Source organism: Mesorhizobium sp. ORS 3428 (genome assembly GCF_001854785.1).
Taxonomy (GTDB): Bacteria; Pseudomonadota; Alphaproteobacteria; order Rhizobiales; family Rhizobiaceae; genus Mesorhizobium.
Map to the genome: position 1 here is coordinate 119,650 of NZ_MDFL01000112.1, position 20,128 is coordinate 139,777.

The following is a 20,128-nucleotide window of genomic DNA, read 5'->3' on the forward strand; positions in this document are numbered from 1 at the left end:
AAATCGGACTGACCATGACCAGCCAGATCATTCCCGTCGACCCTTTCGACTTCATCATCYTCGGCGGCACCGGCGACCTGTCGGAGCGCAAGCTGYTGCCCTCGCTCTACCATCGGCAGCGCGACCACCAATTCTCAGARCCTACGCGCATCATCGGCACGTCGCGCGCGAAGATGACCGACGCCGAGTTCCAGACCTTCGCCAAGAAGGCGATATCGGACCATGTGACGCCGGCCGATATCGACCCGAAGGAACTGGACACATTTCTGGCCCGTCTTTCCTACGTCTCGRCCGACGCGACCACCGGCACCGGTTTCGACAAACTCAAGAAGGCGATCGGCGACAGCGACCRCATCCGCGCCTTCTACCTGGCGGTGGCACCTGCCCTGTTCGGCGACATCTCGCATCAGCTCAGAGAGCACAAGCTGATCACGCCGAACTCGCGCATCGTGCTGGAAAAGCCGATCGGCCGCGACTTGGCCTCGGCGCGGGCGCTCAACGACGCGGTCGGCGATGATTTCCACGAAAGCCAGATCTTCCGCATCGATCATTACCTCGGCAAGGAAACGGTGCAGAACCTTATGGCGCTGCGCTTTGCCAATGCGCTCTACGAGCCGCTGTGGAACTCGGCCCATATCGACCATGTGCAGATCACCGTTGCCGAGACGGTCGGCCTGGAGGACCGCGTCACCTATTACGACAAGGCGGGCGCGCTGCGCGACATGGTGCAGAACCACCTCCTGCAGCTGCTTTGCCTGGTCGCCATGGAAACGCCTTCGTCGATGGACGCGGACGCCGTACGCGACGAGAAGCTGAAGGTGCTGAGGGCGCTCAAGCGCATCAACGGCAACGAGGCGCCGAAGCAAACCGTGCGCGGCCAGTATCGTGCCGGCGCCTCCGCCGGCGGGCCCGTCAAAGGCTATGTCGAGGAGCTCGGCAAGGACAGCAACACCGAGACCTTCGTTGCCGTGAAGGCCGAGATCGGCAACTGGCGCTGGGCCGGCGTTCCCTTCTATCTCAGGACCGGCAAGCGGCTGGCGACCCGCGTCTCGGAGATYGTGATCGAGTTCAAGCCGATCCCCTATTCCATCTTCGGCGACAGCGCCGGTCCGATCTTCCCCAACCAGCTGGTCATTCGCCTGCAGCCGGACGAAGGYGTCAAGCAGTATATCATGATCAAGGATCCGGGGCCGGGCGGCATGYGGCTGCGCCAAATATCGCTCGACATGAGCTTCGCGCAGTCGTTCCACAGCCGCTCGCCGGATGCCTATGAGCGGCTGATCATGGATGTGGTGCGCGGCAACCAGACACTGTTCATGCGCCGCGACGAGGTCGAGGCGGCCTGGAAGTGGATCGACCCAATCCAGAACGCCTGGGAAAGCGCGAAGCAGGAAGCGCAGGGCTATACGGCGGGCACCTGGGGACCTTCGGCCTCCATCGCGCTCATCGAACGTGACGGACGGACATGGCACGAGAGCAACTGAGCCAGCCGGCTTTCACCTGGAACGGCTTTGCCGACCGCCAGCAGCTGGCGGCAGCACTTGCCGGCAACGTCGCCGCGCGGTTGACCAAAGCGATCGACRAGCGCGGCACGGCCCTGTTCGCAGTATCCRGCGGCACGACGCCGGCGAAGTTCTTCGCCGCGCTCTCCGCGATCCCGATCGCCTGGGACAAGGTCACGGTGACGCTGGTCGACGAGCGATTCGTGCCGCCGTCCTCACCGCGCTCGAATGCGGGGCTGGTGTCGGCCAACCTGCTCCAGAACAAGGCCGCGGCAGCGCGCTTCGTGCCGCTCTATCATGAGGCGGCCAGCATCGAGGACGCAGCCGCTTCGGATAGCGAGGCGTTGCAGTCATTGGCCTGGCCGCTCGACGTCGTGGTGCTCGGCATGGGCGGTGACGGCCACACGGCTTCTTTTTTTCCCGATGCCGACAATCTTGCTGAATTGCTCGACCCGTCTTCGCAACGGATCGTGCTGCCGGTGCACGCGCCGAGCGGCGGCGAGCCGCGGCTGACGCTGTCGATGGCGCGGATCGTTGCCGCCGGCTTCATCGCGCTCCACATCGAAGGCGAGGACAAGCGCACCGCCTTCGACGGCGCAATGGGAGCGGGCGTGAAAAAGCCCATCCGCAAAGTGCTCGAGGCAGCACCAAAACCGGTAGAGATATTCTGGGCACCCTGATTTCACGAAAGAGCGGTCCCGGTGGCAGTGGGAGGACGTCCCCGGGGCTTGAAAGGAACCGACCATGACAGCCAGACGCGACATCGAAGCCATCACGGAACGCATCCGCCAGCGCTCGAAAGCCGGCCGCGAGGCCTATCTCGGCCGCCTCGCGGACGCGTCCGGCAGCACCGCCAACCGGGCGGTGCTCTCCTGCGGCAACCTCGCCCATGGCTTTGCCGTCTGCAGCCCATCGGAGAAGGTGGCCCTCGGCGGCGACCGCGTGCCGAACCTCGGCATCATAACCTCCTACAACGACATGCTGTCGGCGCATCAGCCCTTCGAGACCTTTCCAGCCCTGATCAAGGAAGCAGCGCGCGAGGCCGGCGGCATCGCCCAGGTGGCGGGCGGCGTGCCGGYGATGTGCGACGGAGTGACCCAGGGCCAGCCAGGCATGGACCTGTCGCTGTTCTCGCGCGACGTGATCGCGATGGCGGCCGCGATCGGCCTCTCGCACAACATGTTCGATGCCGCCGTCTTTCTCGGCGTCTGCGACAAGATCGTGCCGGGGCTGGTGATCGCCGCGCTCACCTTCGGGCACCTGCCGGCAGTCTTCATTCCGGCCGGACCGATGACGTCGGGCCTGCCCAACGACGAGAAGGCCAAGGTGCGCCAGCTCTATGCCGAGGGCAAGGCGGGCCGCGCCGAGCTGCTGGAGGCGGAGTCCAAATCCTATCACGGGCCGGGCACCTGCACTTTCTACGGCACGGCCAATTCCAACCAGATGCTGATGGAGATGATGGGCCTGCACATGCCGGGCGCCTCCTTCGTCAACCCGGGCACGCCGCTGCGCGATGCGCTGACCAAGGAAGCGGCGAAGCGGGCGCTGGCCATCACCGCGCTCGGCAACGCCTATACGCCGGTCRGGCGCATGATCGACGAGCGCTCGATCGTCAACGGCGTGGTCGGATTGCACGCCACCGGCGGCTCGACCAACCACACGATCCACCTGATCGCGATGGCCGCCGCGGCCGGCATCGCGCTCACCTGGCAGGACATTTCCGACCTGTCGGAGGCCGTGCCGCTGCTTGCCCGCGTCTATCCGAACGGGCTTGCCGACGTGAACCATTTCCACGCAGCGGGCGGGCTCGGTTTCCTCATCCGCGAACTGCTCGACGAAGGCATCCTGCATGAGGACGTGCAGACGGTCTGGGGCGAAGGCCTGCGGCCTTATGCGGTCGAGGCCAAGCTCGGCGCCGACGGCAGCGTCGTGCGCGAGGCGGCACCGCTCACGAGCGGCGATGAGAAGGTGCTGGTGCCGGCCAAGCAAGCCTTCCAGCCGACCGGCGGGCTGAAGGTGCTCGCCGGCAATCTCGGCCATGCCGTGATCAAGACCTCGGCCGTCAAGCCTGAGCGGCGCGTCATCGAGGCGCCCGCGAAAGTGTTCGACAGCCAGCAGGCACTCAACGATGCCTTCAAGGCCGGCACGCTCACCGGCGACTTCGTCGCCGTGGTCCGCTTCCAGGGTCCGAAGGCGAACGGCATGCCGGAGTTGCACAAGCTGACCACCGTGCTCGGCGTCCTGCAGGACCGCGGCCAGCGCGTCGCGCTGGTGACGGACGGGCGCATGTCCGGCGCCTCCGGCAAGGTGCCGGCGGCAATCCACGTGACGCCGGAGGCAGTCGAGGACGGACCGATCGCCAGGATCCATGACGGCGACATCATCCGGCTCGACGCCGATGCGGGCACGCTCGCAGTGCTGGTGCCGGGAGCGGAGCTGGCGCTGCGCCGCTCGGCCGATGTCGATCTCATCGGCAATGAGTACGGCTTCGGCCGCGAGCTGTTTGCCGGCTTCCGGCAACTGGTCGGCCGCGCCGACCACGGCGCCGCCGCGTTCGGAAACGCCTGACCTCTACACGCTTCACAAAAAGGGCGGCCCGGAGCCGCCCTTTTTCGTCTGTTCGGACCACAATGGCTACTGGACGGTGATCTCGGTCCGCCCGCCGGCCTTGATCGTCACCGGCATCTCCTTCTCCTGGCCTACAGCGGACATGTGCCGCACGACCACATAGTCGCCGGCGGGAATCGTCTGCTGCCAGGTGTCGCCGTAGTTTAGCCCGAGCGACTTGCGCTTGCCCTCGATATCCTTCGTCGACGACAGCACCTCGATCGAATATGCGCCGGGCGCCGACATCGCCAGCACGCCGGCGCCGAGCGCCAYCTTTACATCCTGGCTATCGCCGGCCTTGATGCTGAAGGGCTGCTCGACGACGGCAAGATCGAGCGTGGCGATAGCCACATAGTCGTCCGGCGGCAGCCAGAACTTGCTGTCCGGCCCGTAGGAGTGCTCGACGCTCTCGCGGGAGCCATCGATCTTCTTCTTTGCCTTGACGATCWCGAAGCCGAGTCCGGAATTCGCGGCCTTGTCGCCGCCGGCGGCGTAATAGGCGTTGAGCAAGGCATGGYCGACGCCGACGACGAGGTCCTTCTCGACGGTCTGCCCAGGGGCAAGCTGGATGGTCTCTGTCGCGCTGCCCGCGCCGATCTGCACCGTCACCTTCTGCTCGCCGGCCGGCAGGGTGACCTTGGCGTCGCCGTAATGGGTGGTGGTGCCGCCCGGATAGGCGAAGTCGACACGCGCCTCGCTGCTGATCTCCGAGCCCTGGCTCGCATGCGGGTGAATGACCAGGATGCCGGCGTTCAGCGTGAACAGCGGCCTGTAGACCTGCCCCGTCTCTATCCTGACCTTCTGCTCGCTCTTGGCCTCATCGTCGCGCGCGACGATGACATAGTCGCCCGGCTCAAGAGTGGTCTTGAGCTCACCATACTGGGTGGTGACGTGATCGCCGCGCGTACCGTCAGCCGCGGCCTTGTAGATCTCCCAGGCATTGCCGTCGGTGATCGGCTGACCGCCCTCGGCCATGACGGCGCTCGGCATGAAATTGAATTCAGCCTTGGCGGGTTCGGGCGCCGGTGCCGGTGCGGGCTCAGGCGCGGGAGCCGGCGCCGCAACTGTCTCGACCAGCGCTTGCTGCAGCGCCTTCTCGTCGGAGGCCTGGATGTATCGGCCGCCGGTATTCTCGGCGAGGCAGGCGATCTGCCTGCCTTCGTCGGCGGTCAGGCCGAAGCCGACCACGTCGGCGGTAAAGTCGACACCTTTTTGCTTCAGTTCCTTGCCGAGCGCGCAAGGATCGCCGCCGCAGGTCTCCAGCCCATCGGTGATGAGGACGACGGTGGCCTTGTCCTCGGTGTATTTCAGCGCCTCGGCCGCCTGCTTGACGGCTGCCGTCAGCGGCGTCTTGCCCAGGAACTTCATGCTGTCGGCGGCGGCCGAAATCGCGCTTGCGGAGCCCGCCTGCGGCGGCACGATCAGCTCGATGTCGCTGCAGCTGCCCTTGGTGCGATGGCCGTAGGCCATGAAGCCGATCTCGTCGTCGGCCGGCACCGACTGCAGCACCGTGCGAAGCGATTCGCGCGCGATCTCGAGCTTCGGCTTGCCGTTGATCTGGGCCCACATGGAGCCGGATGCGTCGAGAATGATGATGACCTTGTTGGCGGCAAAGCCAAAGGTAGTCATCGACAAAAGGAGGATCGCCGCAGCGACGCTCCGTGCCAGTCCCGCCATAAGAATCTCCTGAGTGCCCCCTGTCCGCGTCGCGAAAGCTATTTGAGCCGGCCTTTGGAGACAAGTCCGACRGCGGACGAATCCAGACCGCTCAGTAGGTGGTGCGGCGCTCTTCGGAGGGCGGGCGGCCGAACTGCAGCCGGTAGCTTTGCGCGAAATAGGAATGCGAGGTGAAACCGGTGGCGATCGCCACGTCGAGGATAGGCATGTTGGTCTGGCGCAGCAATTCGCGCGCCCGCTCGAGCCGCAGCCGCATGTAGTAGCGGCCAGGCGTGACGTTGAGATGGCGCAGGAACAGGCGCTCGACCTGGCGCACCGACAGACCCGCCGACTTGGCAAGCTGCACCGCCGACAGCGGCTCATCAAGATGGTCGGCCATCAGCTCGACGATGCGCCTGAGCTTCTCCGACTTGCCGGTTAGGTCGCGTTCGGGCCCGACGCGCTGGCGGTCGCCGGCCGAGCGGATGCGCTCATGCTGGAACTGGTTGGCGACGCCATTGGCGAGATTGGAGCCGAAATCGCCGCGCACGATCTCCAGCATCAGGTCGATCGAGGTGGTCCCGCCGGCGCAGGTGTAGCGCTTGCGGTCGATCTCGAAAACGTTGCCGGTGCAGGTGATGTCGGGGAAGCGCTCCATGAAGCCGGCGCGGTTCTCCCAATGGATGGTGCAGCGATAGCCGTCGAGCTGTCCGGCCTCGGCGAGCAGATAGGAGCCGACCGAGAGCGCGCCGAGTGCGTTGCCGCGCCGGCCCCAACTGCGCAGCGCCGCCAGCACCTTGCTCTTGCCGGGGAATTCGATTGAGAGGCCMACCGACACGAACAGGATGTCGACCGGCGGCATGTCGGCGACGGAATAGTCGATTTTGAGCGGCAGGCCGTTGGAGGCCATGACGGCATCGCCATCCGCCGAAATTGTCGTCCAGCCGTAGAAATCGCGGCCAAGCAGACGATTCGCCGACCGGAAGCAGTCGATGGCCGCAGCAAGCGAGAACATCGAGAACTTGTCGACCAGCAGGAACCCGAATTGGCGACCCCCCTGAACGGGATCGTTCGTGACCGGCCGTTCAACAGGGACAATCAGGTTCGGCAAGGATCAAGCTTTCCGATCAGAAGGACGGCCGCTTCAACCCGGCCGCGAGGTAGGCGGAAGCTACAGTGTTGGCCATCAGCATGGCAATGGTCATCGGTCCGACACCGCCGGGGACGGGCGTGATGGCGCCTGCGACCTCGGCCGCCTCGGCATAAGCGACATCGCCGGCCAGCCGCGACTTGCCTTCGCCCTTCTCGGGTGCTGCGATGCGGTTGATGCCGACATCGATGACGGTGGCGCCTGGCTTCACCCAATCACCCCTGACCATTTCCGGGCGGCCAACGGCGGCGACCAGGATGTCGGCGGTGCGGGCRAGCGCCGGCAGGTCCTTGGTACGACTGTGGGCGATGGTGACCGTGCAGTTGGCGGCAAGCAGCAGGTTGGCCATCGGCTTGCCGACAATATTGGAGCGGCCAACGACGACGGCGTTGAGGCCCGAAAGGTCCTTGCCGCGCACGCGCTCGATCAGCAGCATCGAGCCGGCCGGCGTGCAGGGAACGAAGGCCGTCTCGAGCTCGCCGGTGCCGAGCTTGCCGACATTGATGAAGTGGAAACCGTCGACATCCTTCTCCGGCGCGATGGCCTGGATGACCTTGCCGGCATCGATATGGCGGGGCAGCGGCAGCTGCACGAGGATGCCGTGGATCGACGCGTCGGCATTGAGGTCGTCGATGATTTTCAGCAGCTGCTCCTCGGTGGTCTCGGACGGCAGCGTGTGCTGCAGCGAATGGAAGCCRCATTCCTTGGCCGTGCGCGATTTCGAGGCGACATAGACCTGGCTTGCCGGATCCTCGCCGACGATCACCACTGCCAAGCCCGGCTTGGTCATGCCTTTGGCCGCCAGCTCGACGGTCAGCGCCTTGACCTTCGATACTACGTCCTCGGCGACTTTCCTTCCGTCGATCACTTCGGCCATCATTCACCCTCAACACTGTTCCTAAGCCGCGCTCGGGCGGCCCTGATCCTCAATCCGGCAGTCGACTCACGAACGTCCGGCGCGAGCGGTCAAATGCCGCGCGGCATTTTCACGAAAATTCGACAGGGCAATCCCGTCAGAGCGTCGTCGGATGCCGTAAACCCGAAACCGGCACGCTTTTAACCGCCACGAAGCATTTTAGAAATAGCGCCGGCGCCTGCGGCTTTCGGTCAGATCGCGCACCGCCTCGCGGAACTCGCGCAGGCGGGCCTGGATCTCATCGATCTGAGCCTGCTGGTCGACTGGGGACAGGCGCGTCCCGGCCATCGGCGGCGGTGCATGCTCGTCGTCATTCGGGTCAGGCTGCTCGTAATCCGGTTGATCGGAATAGGCGCCTTGCGCGGGCGGCGGCTCGACGTCTCGCCGCAGTGGCCCTTCCATCTGCGAGGGGCGCGCCTGAATCGGCGCGCGCCGGACACTTTCACCTGGGACTAAACCTGTATCGACCGGTTCAGCCGGCCCGCGCCGCACGAGGTAACGCAATGCCGAAGCCAGCGCCCCCAAGAAACCAAGGCGACCGGCATCATTGACCGGCTGCGGAGCCGGCGCGGCGGCCGGCGACGGAGACGGCGCTGCAGCAGACGAGTGCCGCGCGACGGCGGGCTTGCTGAGCGAGGCTCGGCATAGCGAGGTTCGTACGCGGCCGGCGAAGGAAAATTCGGGGAGCGGCTCTCTTCGCGCGGCCCCGTTTGCCGATAGGTTTCTCGTGTTGCCCAGTCGTTCCCGGCGCAGAGGGTTTGCGAAAGCGGATCGGTCGGAGGCAGGCCGGGCTCATCCATATTCGCAGGCTGCGAGGTCAGCCGTCGTTCCCGCTCCAAGCGCGCGGCGCGGTGCCGCGCGACGGCGTCCTCGCGCCATGACGGCTTGGCCTTGTCACCGATCGAAACCAGCGAGGCGTCCGTGACGTCCTCTCCGCGCAAGGCCTGGCCGAGCGCAAGCAAGGAGCRCTCGCGCCTCCAATTCTCACGGTTTTCGCTGTCGACCATGTCCTGGAACGTACTTTCTGGCGGCTTGTGAGCGGCGTCGGCCAATCGTTAAGCCACGCTAAACAGGCATGGGAAACAAAATGTTAATTTTGYGCCTCGAAAAAGCACAGCTTCTCGTCCTGATCGCAACGGTTCCGCCGGCGCCGGCAAGGCCCGCAAGAACGGCGCGTTTAAGGTTTCCGTCTTTAGCTCTGACAGACAGAAATGCTCAACGCCGGCCGATCGATCTCCCGCAGACTGGTCTTTTCCGTTGCCGCGCAAGCGTCTAAGGAGAAGCTATCCTTGCGGAGGTTTCCATGACGATCAGGCTCGTTCTCGCAGGTTGCGGTAATATGGGATACGCTATGCTCTCGGGCTGGCTGAAATCCGGCAAGCTCGAGCCGTCGACGGTGTTCGTCGTCGAACCCAATGCCGAATTGCGCAATCGCGCCGAACACCTTGGTTGCGCTGCCGCCGCCGACGCTTCCGGCATTCCGGCCGACGCCGTGCCCGATCTCGTCGTCTTGGCCGTCAAGCCGCAGGTTATCCGCGACGTGACGGCAAGCTACAAGCGCTTCGGCGACGGCAGGACCACCTTCGTCAGCATCGCCGCCGGCACGCCAGTCGCCACCTTCGAGGCGATCCTCGGCGAGCTCGCGCCGATCATCCGCTGCATGCCGAACACGCCGGCGGCGATCGGCAAAGGCATGATGGTGGTGTTTTCCAACCCGCTCGTCTTGGACGACGTCAGGCGCTTCGTCGCCGAGCTGCTCTCGGCGAGCGGTGTGGTGACGACGATCGACGACGAAAGCCTGATGGATGCCGTGACGGCGGTCTCCGGGTCCGGACCGGCCTATATCTTCCATTTCATCGAAGCTCTGACGGTGGCCGCCGAGAAGGCCGGGCTGCCGTCCGAGACTGCCAAGCTGCTCGCTATGCAGACCGTCTATGGCGCGGCCTCGCTTGCCGCCGAAAGCGACGAAGAGCCGGGCGTGCTGCGCCAGCAAGTCACCAGCCCCAACGGCACGACCGCCGCGGCACTGGCCGTGCTGATGGGCGAAGACCGGCTGACGAAGCTCTTGACCGACGCGGTCGAAGCGGCGCGGCTCAGGTCGATAGAATTGGGGAAGTAGAACTCGCGCCGTAGAGCATCTCATCCTGCAGCCGGCGCAGGGCATACAGCCTCGTCGTCTTGTCGGGCGCGGCATTGYCGCTGGTCAGCAGTTCGCCCTTCTTGACCGGCTTCAGCGCTTTGCCGCCTTCGAGCAGCCCTACGGGCAGGGCGCGGCTGGCGCGGGCCTCGGCGACCGTCATCGTCCAGGATCGGTAGCAGGTCTCGCCGATGGCATCGAAGCTCTCGCCGGCGGCAAGATCGCGCTTGGCGACGGCGCAGACCTCGGCCACCGGTCTCGGCAGCGGCACCATGTCCGGCTTGCCGTGGAGCATGATGCGGGCTGCGGTCAGCGGCACCTCCAGCGAAGTCAGGTGGTAGGGCCTGAAGAAGCTGTAATAGGGACCGTGGCCGACATGGAGATCGTCCATGCGCTCGACGACACGCGGATGCGTCGCCTCGACGATGACGAAGACACCTGGCGCCACGCCCTTGCCGATGGTGTAGTCGACGACACCCTTCTTCGACAGGATGCCGCCATCCTCGCGCGGGATCAGCACCTTGGCGAGCTGGTCGCGATCGGCCTTGGGGCCATGCATGCCCGCAACATCGGGCACCAGGCCGGTGGCGTTGGCGATGGCGCACATCTCGACCATGGTCTTGGACCCGTCGACGAACTCGACCAGCATGCGCGGGTTCATGTTGCGGCGCAGCGCCTCTTCCCGATAGTTGTCGGGAACAGCGTCGTGATTGAGCGGGTTGTTCTTGCCCTTGCCGGCGGAGACGATGGTGTAGCCAAGCGCCGAGGCGAACTCGATCAGTTCCATGCAGCTCGACGGCTCGTCGCCTGCACCGACCGAGTAGACCACGCCCAGGCGGTCGGCTTGCTGCTTGAGATAACAGCCGATGGTGACGTCGGCCTCGACATTCATCATCACCAGATGCTTGCCGTGCTCCATGGCCATCAAGTCGAAATCGGCGGCGACGCCGGGCTTTCCCGTCGCGTCGATGACGACGTCGATCAGCGGATTGGTGACCATCATCTCGTTCGAGGTGATGGCGATCCTGCCGCTCTCGATCGCCTGGCTGACCTTGGAGGCCGTGTCGGCTTCGGCGGCCATGGCTTCGTCGCCATAGGCGATGCGAATCGCGTCGCGCGCCGTGTGCGGGCGACGCGTTGAGATGGCGGCGACCGAAATACCCGGCATCAGCATGCCCTGGGTCACCAAATCGGTGCCCATCTCGCCGGAGCCGATGACGCCGATGCGCACGGGACGGCCCTCGGCGGCGCGCCGGGCGAGATCGCGGGCAAGCCCGGTCAGGGCGACATTTGTCATACAGGAACGTCCATGCTTTGCTTCAGCCCGCAATACAGGGAACGATCCCCGTTTGCCAATAAAACCAGCCGCACGTGGCAATTTCCCGCGTAAGCTTTGCAGAACCGGAGCAGATTTCTCGCAACAATCGGCCGGCTCCGGGTCTTCGCGCGGTGGTGGGGCCGAGTCCCCAGGAACGCCTCCGTTCCGAGAGAAGAGAGGACAGAGTTCACGTCCAAATCCGGATTCGCGGTCAAGGTGGCGCCGGCTGCCGGCCGATTCCTTTTGCGGGTGTGCAATTCGTTAAGAAAACTCGTGGTTGCGGTCGTTTTCGATCGATTGGCAATCCAGACAGGCGGCGTTTCTGTGCCATTTTTGCTACATCTTGCGGGACTAATGGCTAAAATCCTCGCTTTCAGAGGACCCTAATTGAATAAGCGCTCACATCTTCGGAAAATCTGCTAGATACTCGCCAAAAGCTCCGGTGGCAGGCTTGGGCAAATAGCGCTGAAAAAAACAATAAAGGCGCGGGGATAGTTACGGGGTAGAAATGACCAGGACGGGTAAAGTGACCGTCGGCTGGCGTCTTGCGCTTGCCATAACGGTGTCGATGCTGGCTTGCGGAAGCGCTGGCGCACTCACACTCAAGGAAGCCGTAGCAGTCGCCGTCGAGTCCAATCCCGAGATTGGGCAGGCGATTGAAAATCGCGAAGCCATAGAATTCGAACTGCGCCAGGCAAAAGGCCTCTATCTTCCCAGCGTCGATCTGGAAGCTTCGACGGGTGTTCGCCGCCTGGACAATGCTTCCCGGCGCGCGCTCGACGAGCAGCACGACGCCCTCTATCCGAACGAGGCCGACCTCTCGGTCACGCAGACGCTTTATGACAGCGGGGCAAGGCGGGCCGAATTGAACCGCCAGGCCTCGCGCGTGGACGGGGCTTCCTTCAGGGTGCTGGAACGGTCCGAATTCATCGGGCTCTCCGTCGTCCAGGACTATCTCGAATATATGCTGCAGGCCTCGATCGTCGCCGAAGCGAAGAAGAACCTTGCCTTCCACCAGTCGATTCTCGGCGACATCAAGCAGGGCATCGCGGGCGGCGCCCTCAACGACGCCGACCGGCAGCAGGCCGAAGAACGCCTCTATGCCGCGAAGGCGCGGATGCAGGAGGCAACCGAGGAGCTGGAAGCCGCCAAGATCCGCTTCTTCAAGAATGTCGGCAAGCCGCTGATCAATCCGTCGCGCCCGGCCGATGTCGCCAGCGCGCTGCCGCGGTCGCTCGATGACGCCATCGGGCTCGCCAGGCAGAACAATCCGCGCGTCCATATGGCCAACAGCGACATCGACGCCGCCTCCTCGCTGGTCGACGCCGCGCGGGCGAAATACGGCCCGACAATCACTGCCGAGGGTGTGGCCCGCGGTGGATATGACATCGATGGCGACGATGGTGACACAAGCGACCTGCAGGCGCGGGTCGTGCTGCGCTGGAATCTCTATCGCGGCGGCATCGACAAGGCCAACGAGCAGGAGCAGATCCGCCGCACCAGCGAGCAGCGCCTCGCGCTGCATCAGGTTCTGCGCGAGATCGAGGAAGCCGTCCGCACATCGTGGGACCGCCGCTTCCGCCAGGCGGAACTCGCAAAGACGCTGCGGCTGCAGGCTGCCACCAACGAAAAGCTTGTCGCTTCCTACCGCGAGCAGTTCAAGGTCGGACAGCGCTCTCTGCTCGACGTGCTCGACGCGCAGAACACGCGCTTCAACACGGCGACGCTGGCCGATACCTCGTCCTATGCATCGCTGTTTGCCGAATACCGCTTGCTAGCAGCGACCGGGGAGTTGCTGAAGACGCTCAACATCCAGCCGCCCAAGCAAGCCGCGGCCTACGCACGAACCGAATTCGGCGTGCCGGAAACGGCCGATACCGAAACCTATGCGCGCACGCCGTCCGAGCAGAAGAACGATGTGCCGTTCGACATCCTCGCGCCGGTCAGGAAGAAGCAGCCGATGTAAGCATCGATCTCTGGTCCTTCGGGGCAGATCGTGAACCAGCAGCCTAATATCGTCTCGCCCAAGGAGGCTTTCAAAGCCTGCTTTTCGGCGATTGCGGCCTATCTCGGCCGGCCGAGCGCGGAGACCGTGCTGTTCGCCGGGGTGCCGATCTCGGAGACGCGCATCGAGCCGGACGACATCAGGCACCTCGCCGAACGCATCGGCCTCGAGGTCCAGGCGTTCAGCCATCGCGATTTCGYGCGCGGCCGCGTCGATCTTCCGGCCATTGTCTTTCGCAGCAATCAGTTGCCGGTCGCGCTGCTTGCCGAGACCGCGGCCGGACAATATCTGACGGCCCCGCAGGAAGACGGCCGCACATCGATCGGCAAGTCGGATCTTGCCGAGAGCTATATCAGCGGCGGCGCCTCCTTCTCGATCACCTATGCCAACGCCGCCGAAGAGATGACGGTGGGCACGGCGCCGAGGATCGAAAGGCGCCATTGGCTGACCGGAACGATGGGCGCGTTCTGGCGCACCTATTCGAAGGTCGTGATGTCTGCGATCTTCATCAATCTGCTGGCGATCGCCTCGCCGATCTTCACCATGAACGTCTACGACCRCATTCTGCCGAACAAGGCGATTGCGACGCTGTGGGTGCTGGCGCTCGGGATCGGCGCGGCGATCCTGTTCGATCTGTTGCTGAAGACCGCCCGCGCCTCGCTCATCGACTACGCCGGGCGCAAGGCGGATCTGAGGATTTCCTATCTGCTGTTCGAGAAGGTGCTTAACTCGTCCCTGTCGGCGCGGCCTGGATCGACCGGCGAATACGCGAACCGCGTCACGCAATACGAGTTCGTGCGCGAGTTCTTCACCTCGAACACGATCAGCGTCTTCATCGACACCGTTTTCGTCTTCGTCTTCTTGGCGGTCATCTACGCCATCGGCGGCTGGCTGGTGATCATACCGGCTCTGGCCTTCGTCATCGCCGTTGTTGTCGGGCTGGTGACGCAGCGGCGGATCGGCAAGCGGGTCGCCGCTTCGATGAACGAAGCCTCGCAACGCCAGGCGCTTCTGGTCGAATCGATCTCCACGCTGGAGACGATCAAGTCGCTTCGCGCCGAGGCCTACCTGCTGCGCAAATGGGGCGAGCACTCCAAGAACGCGGCCAATACGTCGGAAAAGATCAAGGAGCTATCGGCCGCCGCCGGCAACATCACCGGCGCCATCCAGCAATTCGTGACCGTCGCGCTGGTGGTTGCCGGCGCCTACGCCTTCTCGGAAGGCCAGGTCTCGACGGGCGCGATCATAGGCACCGTCATGCTGGCGGGCCGGGCCGTTGCACCGCTCGGCCAGATCGCCATCACGCTCTCCCGCTTCCGGCAGGCCATGCTGTCGCTCAGGATCATCAACACCATCATGTCGCAGCCGGAGGACCGGCCTGACACCGTCGGCTTCGTCAACCGTCCGATCCGCAGCGGCGCGATGCTGTTCAAGAATGTCGGCTTCGCCTATCCCGGCACCGAAAACGAGGTTCTGAGCGGCCTCAACATCGCCATCAGACCCGGCGAGCGGATCGGCATCATCGGCCGCATCGGCTCCGGCAAGACAACGATGGGGCGGCTGGTCGGCCGGCTCTTCCTGCCGACCTCCGGCGAGTTGCTGCTCGACGGCATAGACATCCGCCAATACCACCCGTCGGAAGTCCGCGCCGCGGTCGGCATCGTCGCGCAGGCCGGCGACCTTTTCTCTGGCACCATCAAGGAAAACCTTCTGATGGCCGCTCCGGAAGCGACCGACGAGGAGATCATCGATGCCGCGAAGGCCGCAGGCGTCGACGACTTCGTCTCGCGCCATCCGCGCGGCTACGACATGAATGTCGGCGAGCGGGGCACCAATCTCTCTGGCGGGCAGAGGCAGGCGGTTGCGATCGCGCGGCTGCTTCTGACCAAACCGAAGATCGTCTTCCTGGACGAGCCGTCGGGCTCGATGGACCTCGCCTCGGAAAGGCAATTGATCAAGCAGCTAAAGGTCGCATTCGACCGCAACACGACGCTGATCGTGTCGACCCATCGATACAGCATGCTGGAGCTCGTCGATCGCCTCATCGTCATCGAGCAGGGTCGTGTGGTCGCAGACGGAGCAAAAGAACAAGTCATCCAGGCATTGCAAAAGGCGAATGCCTGACCGGGGCGTTGGGGAATGCTTGCAAAAGAAGATCGGCCGCCGCTTTTCGCATCGGCGTCCGTCTACATCATAGGGGCACTGTTCGTAGCCTTCACCGCCTGGGCATCCTTTGCCGAGGTCGACGAGATCGCGCGCGGCGACGGCAAAGTCATTCCCGCCTCCAAGACTCAGATCATTCAGGCAAGCGAGCCCGGCGTCGTCCAGGAAATCGCGGTCAAGATCGGCCAGACGGTCAAGAAGAACGACCTGATCATCCGGCTCGACAACTCGGGCAACACGTCGAGCCTCGGCGAGGAGCAGGCCAAGGCGCGGGCGCTGSAGGCGCGTATCGCCAGGCTGAAATACGAGCAGAGCGGCAATGTCGAGGGGTCGTTCCCCTGTCCGCCGGAAATCCAGAAGGTCGCGCCGGAAATCTGCGACAACGAACAGAAGCTGCTGGTGGCGCGCCGTGAGAACTTCGAGGTGAAGCTGTCGGTGCTCAAATCGCGTCTCGACCAGCGCGAGAAGGAACTCGACGAGGCGAACGCCAATTCCGACCGCCTGTCCAAGAGCCTGGCCGTCAGCGACCAGGAAACTGCGCTGGTCGAATCGATGGTCAAGAAGGGCCTGATGGCCAAGACCGAGCAGATCCGGGTCGAGCGGGAGCAGACCGACCTTCGTGGACAGCTCAACCTTGCCGCCGAAACCATCAAGAAGACGCAGGCTGCGATCACCGAGGCGCAGTTGCAGGTCAACGAGCTCGGATTGCAGCTGCAGCAGGAGGCGCTGAGCGACCTGACGCAGGCGCTGGCCGACCTGTCGGTGGTGGACGAAACCATTCGCGGCGCCACCGACAAGGTGGCGCGGACCGACATCCGCTCGCCTGTCGACGGCATCGTCAACACGCTCGATGTCAACACGCTCGGCGCCTTCGTCCAGCCGGGCGCGGTGGTGGCCGGYATCGTGCCGACGTCGGAGACCCTCCTGGTCGAGGCGCGGGTCTCGCCGCGCGACGTCGCCTTCATCCAGGCGGACCAGGATGCGCTGATCAAGGTCACGGCCTATGATTTTTCGATCTTCGGCGGCATCGAGGGCAAGGTCTCGAACATCACCGCCGACAGCCTGGTCGACCAGAAGACAGGCGAGCCCTATTACCAGGTGCGCGTGGCGACCGAGAAATCCACGCTGCAAAGGAACGGCAAGACCTACTCGATCATCCCCGGCATGATCTGCTCGGTCGATATCAAGACCGGACGCAAGACTATCCTCTCCTACCTTTTGAAGCCTATCAACAAGGCGCGTCAGGAGGCGATGAGTGAGCGATAGCGCCGCCCGCCCCGATGCGCCGCGCGAGCGGCTGCTGCCGGCACTCGCGGCCGAGGATTTCGGCCCGGAGTTCCGGGTGGTGGCGCGCGGCGGCGTGCGGCGCGGCATCCGGCTGGAGCGCGCCTTCTGGGCGTCGCTGAAGCAGATGGCCGAAAGCCGCAAATGCACGATCGGCATGCTGGTCGAGGAGATCGCCGAAAATCATCCCGACCAGGGCAATCTCACCTCGGCGATCCGGGTCGCGTGCATGCGGGGCCTCGCCGAGGAAAGCATGGAACTGCGCAAGCTCGCCTCGATCCGGACGATCAACGCCATCCTGGTCGCCTGCCCCTCGCCCGCCTTCGCGCTGTCGTCGTCGAAGAAAATCCTGGCGTTCAACACGCCCTTCCAGCAATTGGTCAGGCGCCAGTTACCGAACGCATCAGGCGACGACGGGCGACAGGACCTCAAGCTGGCGCTGGACCTCAACGTCACCGACATCTTCACCCGGCTTGATGCCAACAGCGAGACGCCCGTCACCACCGGCTTCGTCATCGGCGCCGGCGAGCGCCGCTATCGCGGCCAGCTCAGCGCGGTGCGCGCGCCGGTGGCCGAGCCGGAGCTTCTGATGGCTTTCGTTTTCAACGGCTAGTTTTGACGAGGCCGGATGCTGCCGCGCAGAAAATCCGAAACGCTGGTGTGAAGGAACGCGGCGCCGCAGCCCCTTAGTCGTCCCATCCCAGTGCCTTCGCATCGCTCTGGACAATAGCCGCCTCAGGCGAAGCGCCCTCGCCTGGAGCCACCGTCGCGAAGCCGCCGGCGATATCGGCGATCTGCGCGCCGGACTTCGAACCGTGGATCCAGGCGCGATCGGTGCTGAAGGAATAGAGCGGGACATAGTCGGGAAGGTCTCTGTCCATCGCCACAGTGTTGCTGAGGCTGTCCAGGATGAAAGTGCCGCTTGCCGTGCTCACCGAAAGCACGGCGTGGAAGAATTTCCGGCGGCGGTCCTGCAGCACCACGAGCGACATGCTCTCAGCCGGGATTCCGGCGCGCAGCAGTGCCGCCATCTTGAGGATCGCGAAATCCTCGCAGTCGCCCGCGCGATGCTCGAGCACCTCCGAAGGCTTCGCCCAGTAGTCCAGCACGCCATAGACGGCCATATCCGACTTATAGGCGATGAGGCGGTTTATGCTGCTGTTGATGAAGGCGAGCTTTTCGCGAAAGCCCTTATGGCTCGCAATATTGATGATCTCGCCAAAGGCGGCATTCTCGTGATCGCAGGCGCTGCCCGGCGTGCAGTCGACGATCGCCTTGTAGACGGGGGCCCAGCGCGCGGCGACCGGGAAGTTGTGCATGGACAAGGCAACCGACCCGAACACGCCCGGGATGATCGCCGAGGTCTGGATCGGATCGATGCCGGGGGCAGCCTTTGCGCTCGGGGAACCCGCTACGGGATCAGCTTCTAAGAGTCCGTAGGGGCTGGCGATAGCCGTTATCCGATAGGCCGCGGCAGGCTGCCAGGCCTGCGTTCTGGCCAGCGAAACGCCGCCGAGAAGGACCGGCGCCGACGCCGTTTGAGCAGCCGGATTTCCGCTGGGAACCGTGCCGGCCGACGATGGTGCGGCCAAGCCGGCGAGGCCGATTGCCAGCAGGAGAACCTTGATCCCCGACGCCCCAGGGGCAGCATCTTGTATTTTCATACGCCCACCTTTGACTGTGGACGCTACCGATCTTGTCTCAAATTATCGGAAAGGAAGGTGGGCAATTTTCCGCGAATCAATCTATTCTGTTTTCATTCAAATTTTATTTAAATTTATACTTTGATTTAGCAAACCGACTCGACATTTCGTAACCGATCGGACGGAGCCTCAAGGACCATATATCTGAATATATTACGCTGATTTACCAAGTGTAAAAAATGCAAAGCTTCGCATATTAGAATATATGAAATAGATTGAAGCTGTGTTGCCAAGCTCGAGCCTCGCATGTCTCTTTCCGGGAAATGCCGAAGGGGGCTTGAGCTATGACGGACAATATCGAATTCGACGCCGTTTCAAATTCCTGGGACGACCACTCGACTGTTGACGAACACCCGATCGCAGGCGTTCAGATCGCGCAAGCCACCAGCGGCCAGGTAGCGAGTGAGCCGGTGCCGGTCGATGTCGRCAAGKGCGCGCYGGCACAGGGCGCGGACAATGCGCAGGGCGCAAACGCCCAGGGTGCGAACGCGCAAGGCGCAAACCAGCCGGCGGCTGCCGCCAATGCCCCTGCCCCCAACGCTCCTGCCGGAAACGCGGCAGCGAACGCGGCGGCCTCGAACGTTCCGCATGAATACCATGYCGAAGCCGGCAACGTCGTGAAGCTCCCGGCCAATGTCTCGATCGACAACATCAAGGTCGACGGACACAATCTGGTGCTGGTGCAGCCCGACGGCTCCGAGATCGTCATCAAGGACGGCGCACTCAACGTGCCGACCTTCGTCATCGGTGATGTCGAGGTGCCGCGCGTCGCCCTGATCGCCGCCCTCGAATCGAGCCATATCAATGTCGCCTACGGCGCCGACGGCTCGATCTCGGCCGGCGGAAACGGCTCGCCGAGCAGCGCTGGCGGCAATTTCGAACATCCTGCCGGCGGCATCGGCGACGGCTTCGGCCTCACGTCCCTGCTGCCGCCGACGGACCTGGCGTTCGGCCAGTTAGATCATCGCGAGCTGTTCCCGTCCCTCCTGAAAGCAGACTCCACGCCGTCGATCGGGGTCATCGCAGAAGCAAGCGTCGACGAAGCCGGCCTGCCGGCACGCAACGGCGAACCGGCAGGTTCGGACTCCGCCTCCAACTCCGAGACGACGTCGGGCACCATCAGCTTCACCTCGCCGGATGGCGTGTCCCAGGTTACGCTCRGCGGCCATGTGCTGGGCACGGTACCCCAGACCTTCACCGATGCCACCGGCTCGCTGACGGCAAGCTATTCCTTCAATGCGGCTACCGGCACCGGAACGATCAATTACACCTACACGCTGCTCGACAACACTTCGGGCGACAATACGAATGTGAGCTTCGGGGTCGGTGTGACGGACGCGGACGGCGACGCCGCACCTCCCGGAACGCTCGTCATCAACATCATCGATGACGCGCCGACGGCAGTTGCCGATACCGACGCAGTGCCCTCGGGTTCCCACGCCGAGATCGACGGCAACGTCATCACCGGCGCAGGTAGCGACGGCAATGCCGGCGGCGCGGATGTCAKGGGCGCCGACGATGTGACGGTGGTCGGCGTTGCAGTCGGCGACACCGGTGCGTCGCTGGACAATACGTCCACCGTCGGYACGGTCATCCAGGGCACCTAYGGCAAGCTGACGCTCAACGCCGACGGCTCCTATAGCTACGTCCGTGACGCCGGCACCCAGGGCGGCCATGACGACGTCTT

The 20,128-nt window shown here is 64.1% G+C and carries 15 protein-coding genes; 9 read left to right on the plus strand and 6 right to left on the minus strand.

The genetic code is table 11. From position 1 onward, the window contains the following. Positions 1–14: 14 nt before the first annotated feature. The 3 genes from zwf to edd all read left to right on the plus strand — a co-directional run bounded on the left by zwf (position 15) and on the right by edd (position 4,070). Positions 15–1,484, plus strand: a complete 1,470-nt coding sequence (gene zwf / locus ORS3428_RS12370; protein WP_071097955.1) for a glucose-6-phosphate dehydrogenase — start codon at positions 15–17, stop codon at positions 1,482–1,484. Continuing rightward, positions 1,466–2,182: a 6-phosphogluconolactonase gene (gene pgl, locus ORS3428_RS12375; protein WP_071097958.1), complete on the plus strand. Its 717-nt coding sequence runs from the start codon at positions 1,466–1,468 to the stop codon at positions 2,180–2,182. The genes zwf and pgl overlap by 19 nt, the downstream gene beginning before the upstream one ends. A 64-nt stretch (positions 2,183–2,246) precedes the next feature. Continuing rightward, positions 2,247–4,070: a phosphogluconate dehydratase gene (gene edd / locus ORS3428_RS12380; RefSeq protein ID WP_071097960.1), complete on the plus strand. Its 1,824-nt coding sequence runs from the start codon at positions 2,247–2,249 to the stop codon at positions 4,068–4,070. A 66-nt stretch (positions 4,071–4,136) separates the two neighbouring features. On the opposite strand, the gene ORS3428_RS12385 is transcribed toward edd, so the two are convergent. The 4 genes from ORS3428_RS12385 to ORS3428_RS12400 all read right to left on the minus strand — a co-directional run bounded on the left by ORS3428_RS12385 (position 4,137) and on the right by ORS3428_RS12400 (position 8,233). After that, a complete protein-coding gene (locus ORS3428_RS12385) occupies positions 4,137–5,786 on the minus strand; it encodes a vWA domain-containing protein (protein ID WP_071097962.1) in 1,650 nt (549 codons plus the stop codon). 91 nt (positions 5,787–5,877) lie between these two features. After that, positions 5,878–6,876, minus strand: a complete 999-nt coding sequence (locus tag ORS3428_RS12390; RefSeq protein WP_071097964.1) for a GlxA family transcriptional regulator — start codon at positions 6,874–6,876, stop codon at positions 5,878–5,880. Between the two features lie 16 nt (positions 6,877–6,892). After that, a complete protein-coding gene (folD, locus tag ORS3428_RS12395; RefSeq protein WP_071098019.1) occupies positions 6,893–7,792 on the minus strand; it encodes a bifunctional methylenetetrahydrofolate dehydrogenase/methenyltetrahydrofolate cyclohydrolase FolD in 900 nt (299 codons plus the stop codon). A 198-nt stretch (positions 7,793–7,990) separates the two neighbouring features. Continuing rightward, a complete protein-coding gene (locus tag ORS3428_RS12400) occupies positions 7,991–8,233 on the minus strand; it encodes a hypothetical protein (RefSeq protein ID WP_071097966.1) in 243 nt (80 codons plus the stop codon). A 901-nt stretch (positions 8,234–9,134) separates the two neighbouring features. Here ORS3428_RS12400 and proC point away from each other — a divergent pair. Then, positions 9,135–9,950 carry a pyrroline-5-carboxylate reductase gene (proC, locus tag ORS3428_RS12410; RefSeq protein WP_071097971.1) on the plus strand — a complete coding sequence of 272 codons (816 nt, stop codon included), beginning with the start codon at positions 9,135–9,137 and terminating at the stop codon, positions 9,948–9,950. On the opposite strand, the gene ORS3428_RS12415 is transcribed toward proC, so the two are convergent. Beyond that, positions 9,925–11,265: an NAD(P)H-dependent oxidoreductase gene (locus ORS3428_RS12415; protein WP_071097973.1), complete on the minus strand. Its 1,341-nt coding sequence runs from the start codon at positions 11,263–11,265 to the stop codon at positions 9,925–9,927. The genes proC and ORS3428_RS12415 overlap by 26 nt on opposite strands. A gap of 529 nt (positions 11,266–11,794) precedes the next feature. On the opposite strand from ORS3428_RS12415, the gene ORS3428_RS12420 reads away from it, so the two are divergent. From ORS3428_RS12420 to ORS3428_RS12435, 4 genes are read left to right on the plus strand one after another with little or no spacing between them, the layout of a single operon-like run. Then, the gene (locus ORS3428_RS12420) at positions 11,795–13,252 is read left to right on the plus strand and encodes a TolC family outer membrane protein (RefSeq protein ID WP_083355119.1); all 1,458 of its coding nucleotides are present in this window, start codon (positions 11,795–11,797) and stop codon (positions 13,250–13,252) included. Positions 13,253–13,282: 30 nt separating this feature from the next. Further along, complete coding sequence (locus tag ORS3428_RS12425; protein WP_108723042.1) at positions 13,283–15,415, plus strand: type I secretion system permease/ATPase; 2,133 nt, start codon at positions 13,283–13,285, stop codon at positions 15,413–15,415. 15 nt (positions 15,416–15,430) lie between these two features. Further along, positions 15,431–16,720 carry an HlyD family type I secretion periplasmic adaptor subunit gene (locus ORS3428_RS12430; RefSeq protein WP_071097978.1) on the plus strand — a complete coding sequence of 430 codons (1,290 nt, stop codon included), beginning with the start codon at positions 15,431–15,433 and terminating at the stop codon, positions 16,718–16,720. Continuing rightward, positions 16,710–17,351 (plus strand): ribbon-helix-helix domain-containing protein, encoded by a 642-nt coding sequence (locus ORS3428_RS12435; RefSeq protein WP_071097980.1) that lies wholly within the window; start codon positions 16,710–16,712, stop codon positions 17,349–17,351. Before ORS3428_RS12430 ends, ORS3428_RS12435 begins: the two co-directional genes overlap by 11 nt. A gap of 73 nt (positions 17,352–17,424) precedes the next feature. Here the strand turns inward: ORS3428_RS12435 and ORS3428_RS12440 are convergent, their stop codons facing one another. Beyond that, positions 17,425–18,402, minus strand: a complete 978-nt coding sequence (locus tag ORS3428_RS12440; protein ID WP_071097982.1) for a transglutaminase-like cysteine peptidase — start codon at positions 18,400–18,402, stop codon at positions 17,425–17,427. 323 nt (positions 18,403–18,725) lie between these two features. Here ORS3428_RS12440 and ORS3428_RS12445 point away from each other — a divergent pair. Next, the coding region (locus tag ORS3428_RS12445; RefSeq protein WP_201788312.1) for a VCBS domain-containing protein at positions 18,726–20,128 on the plus strand (1,403 nt) is incomplete at its 3' end.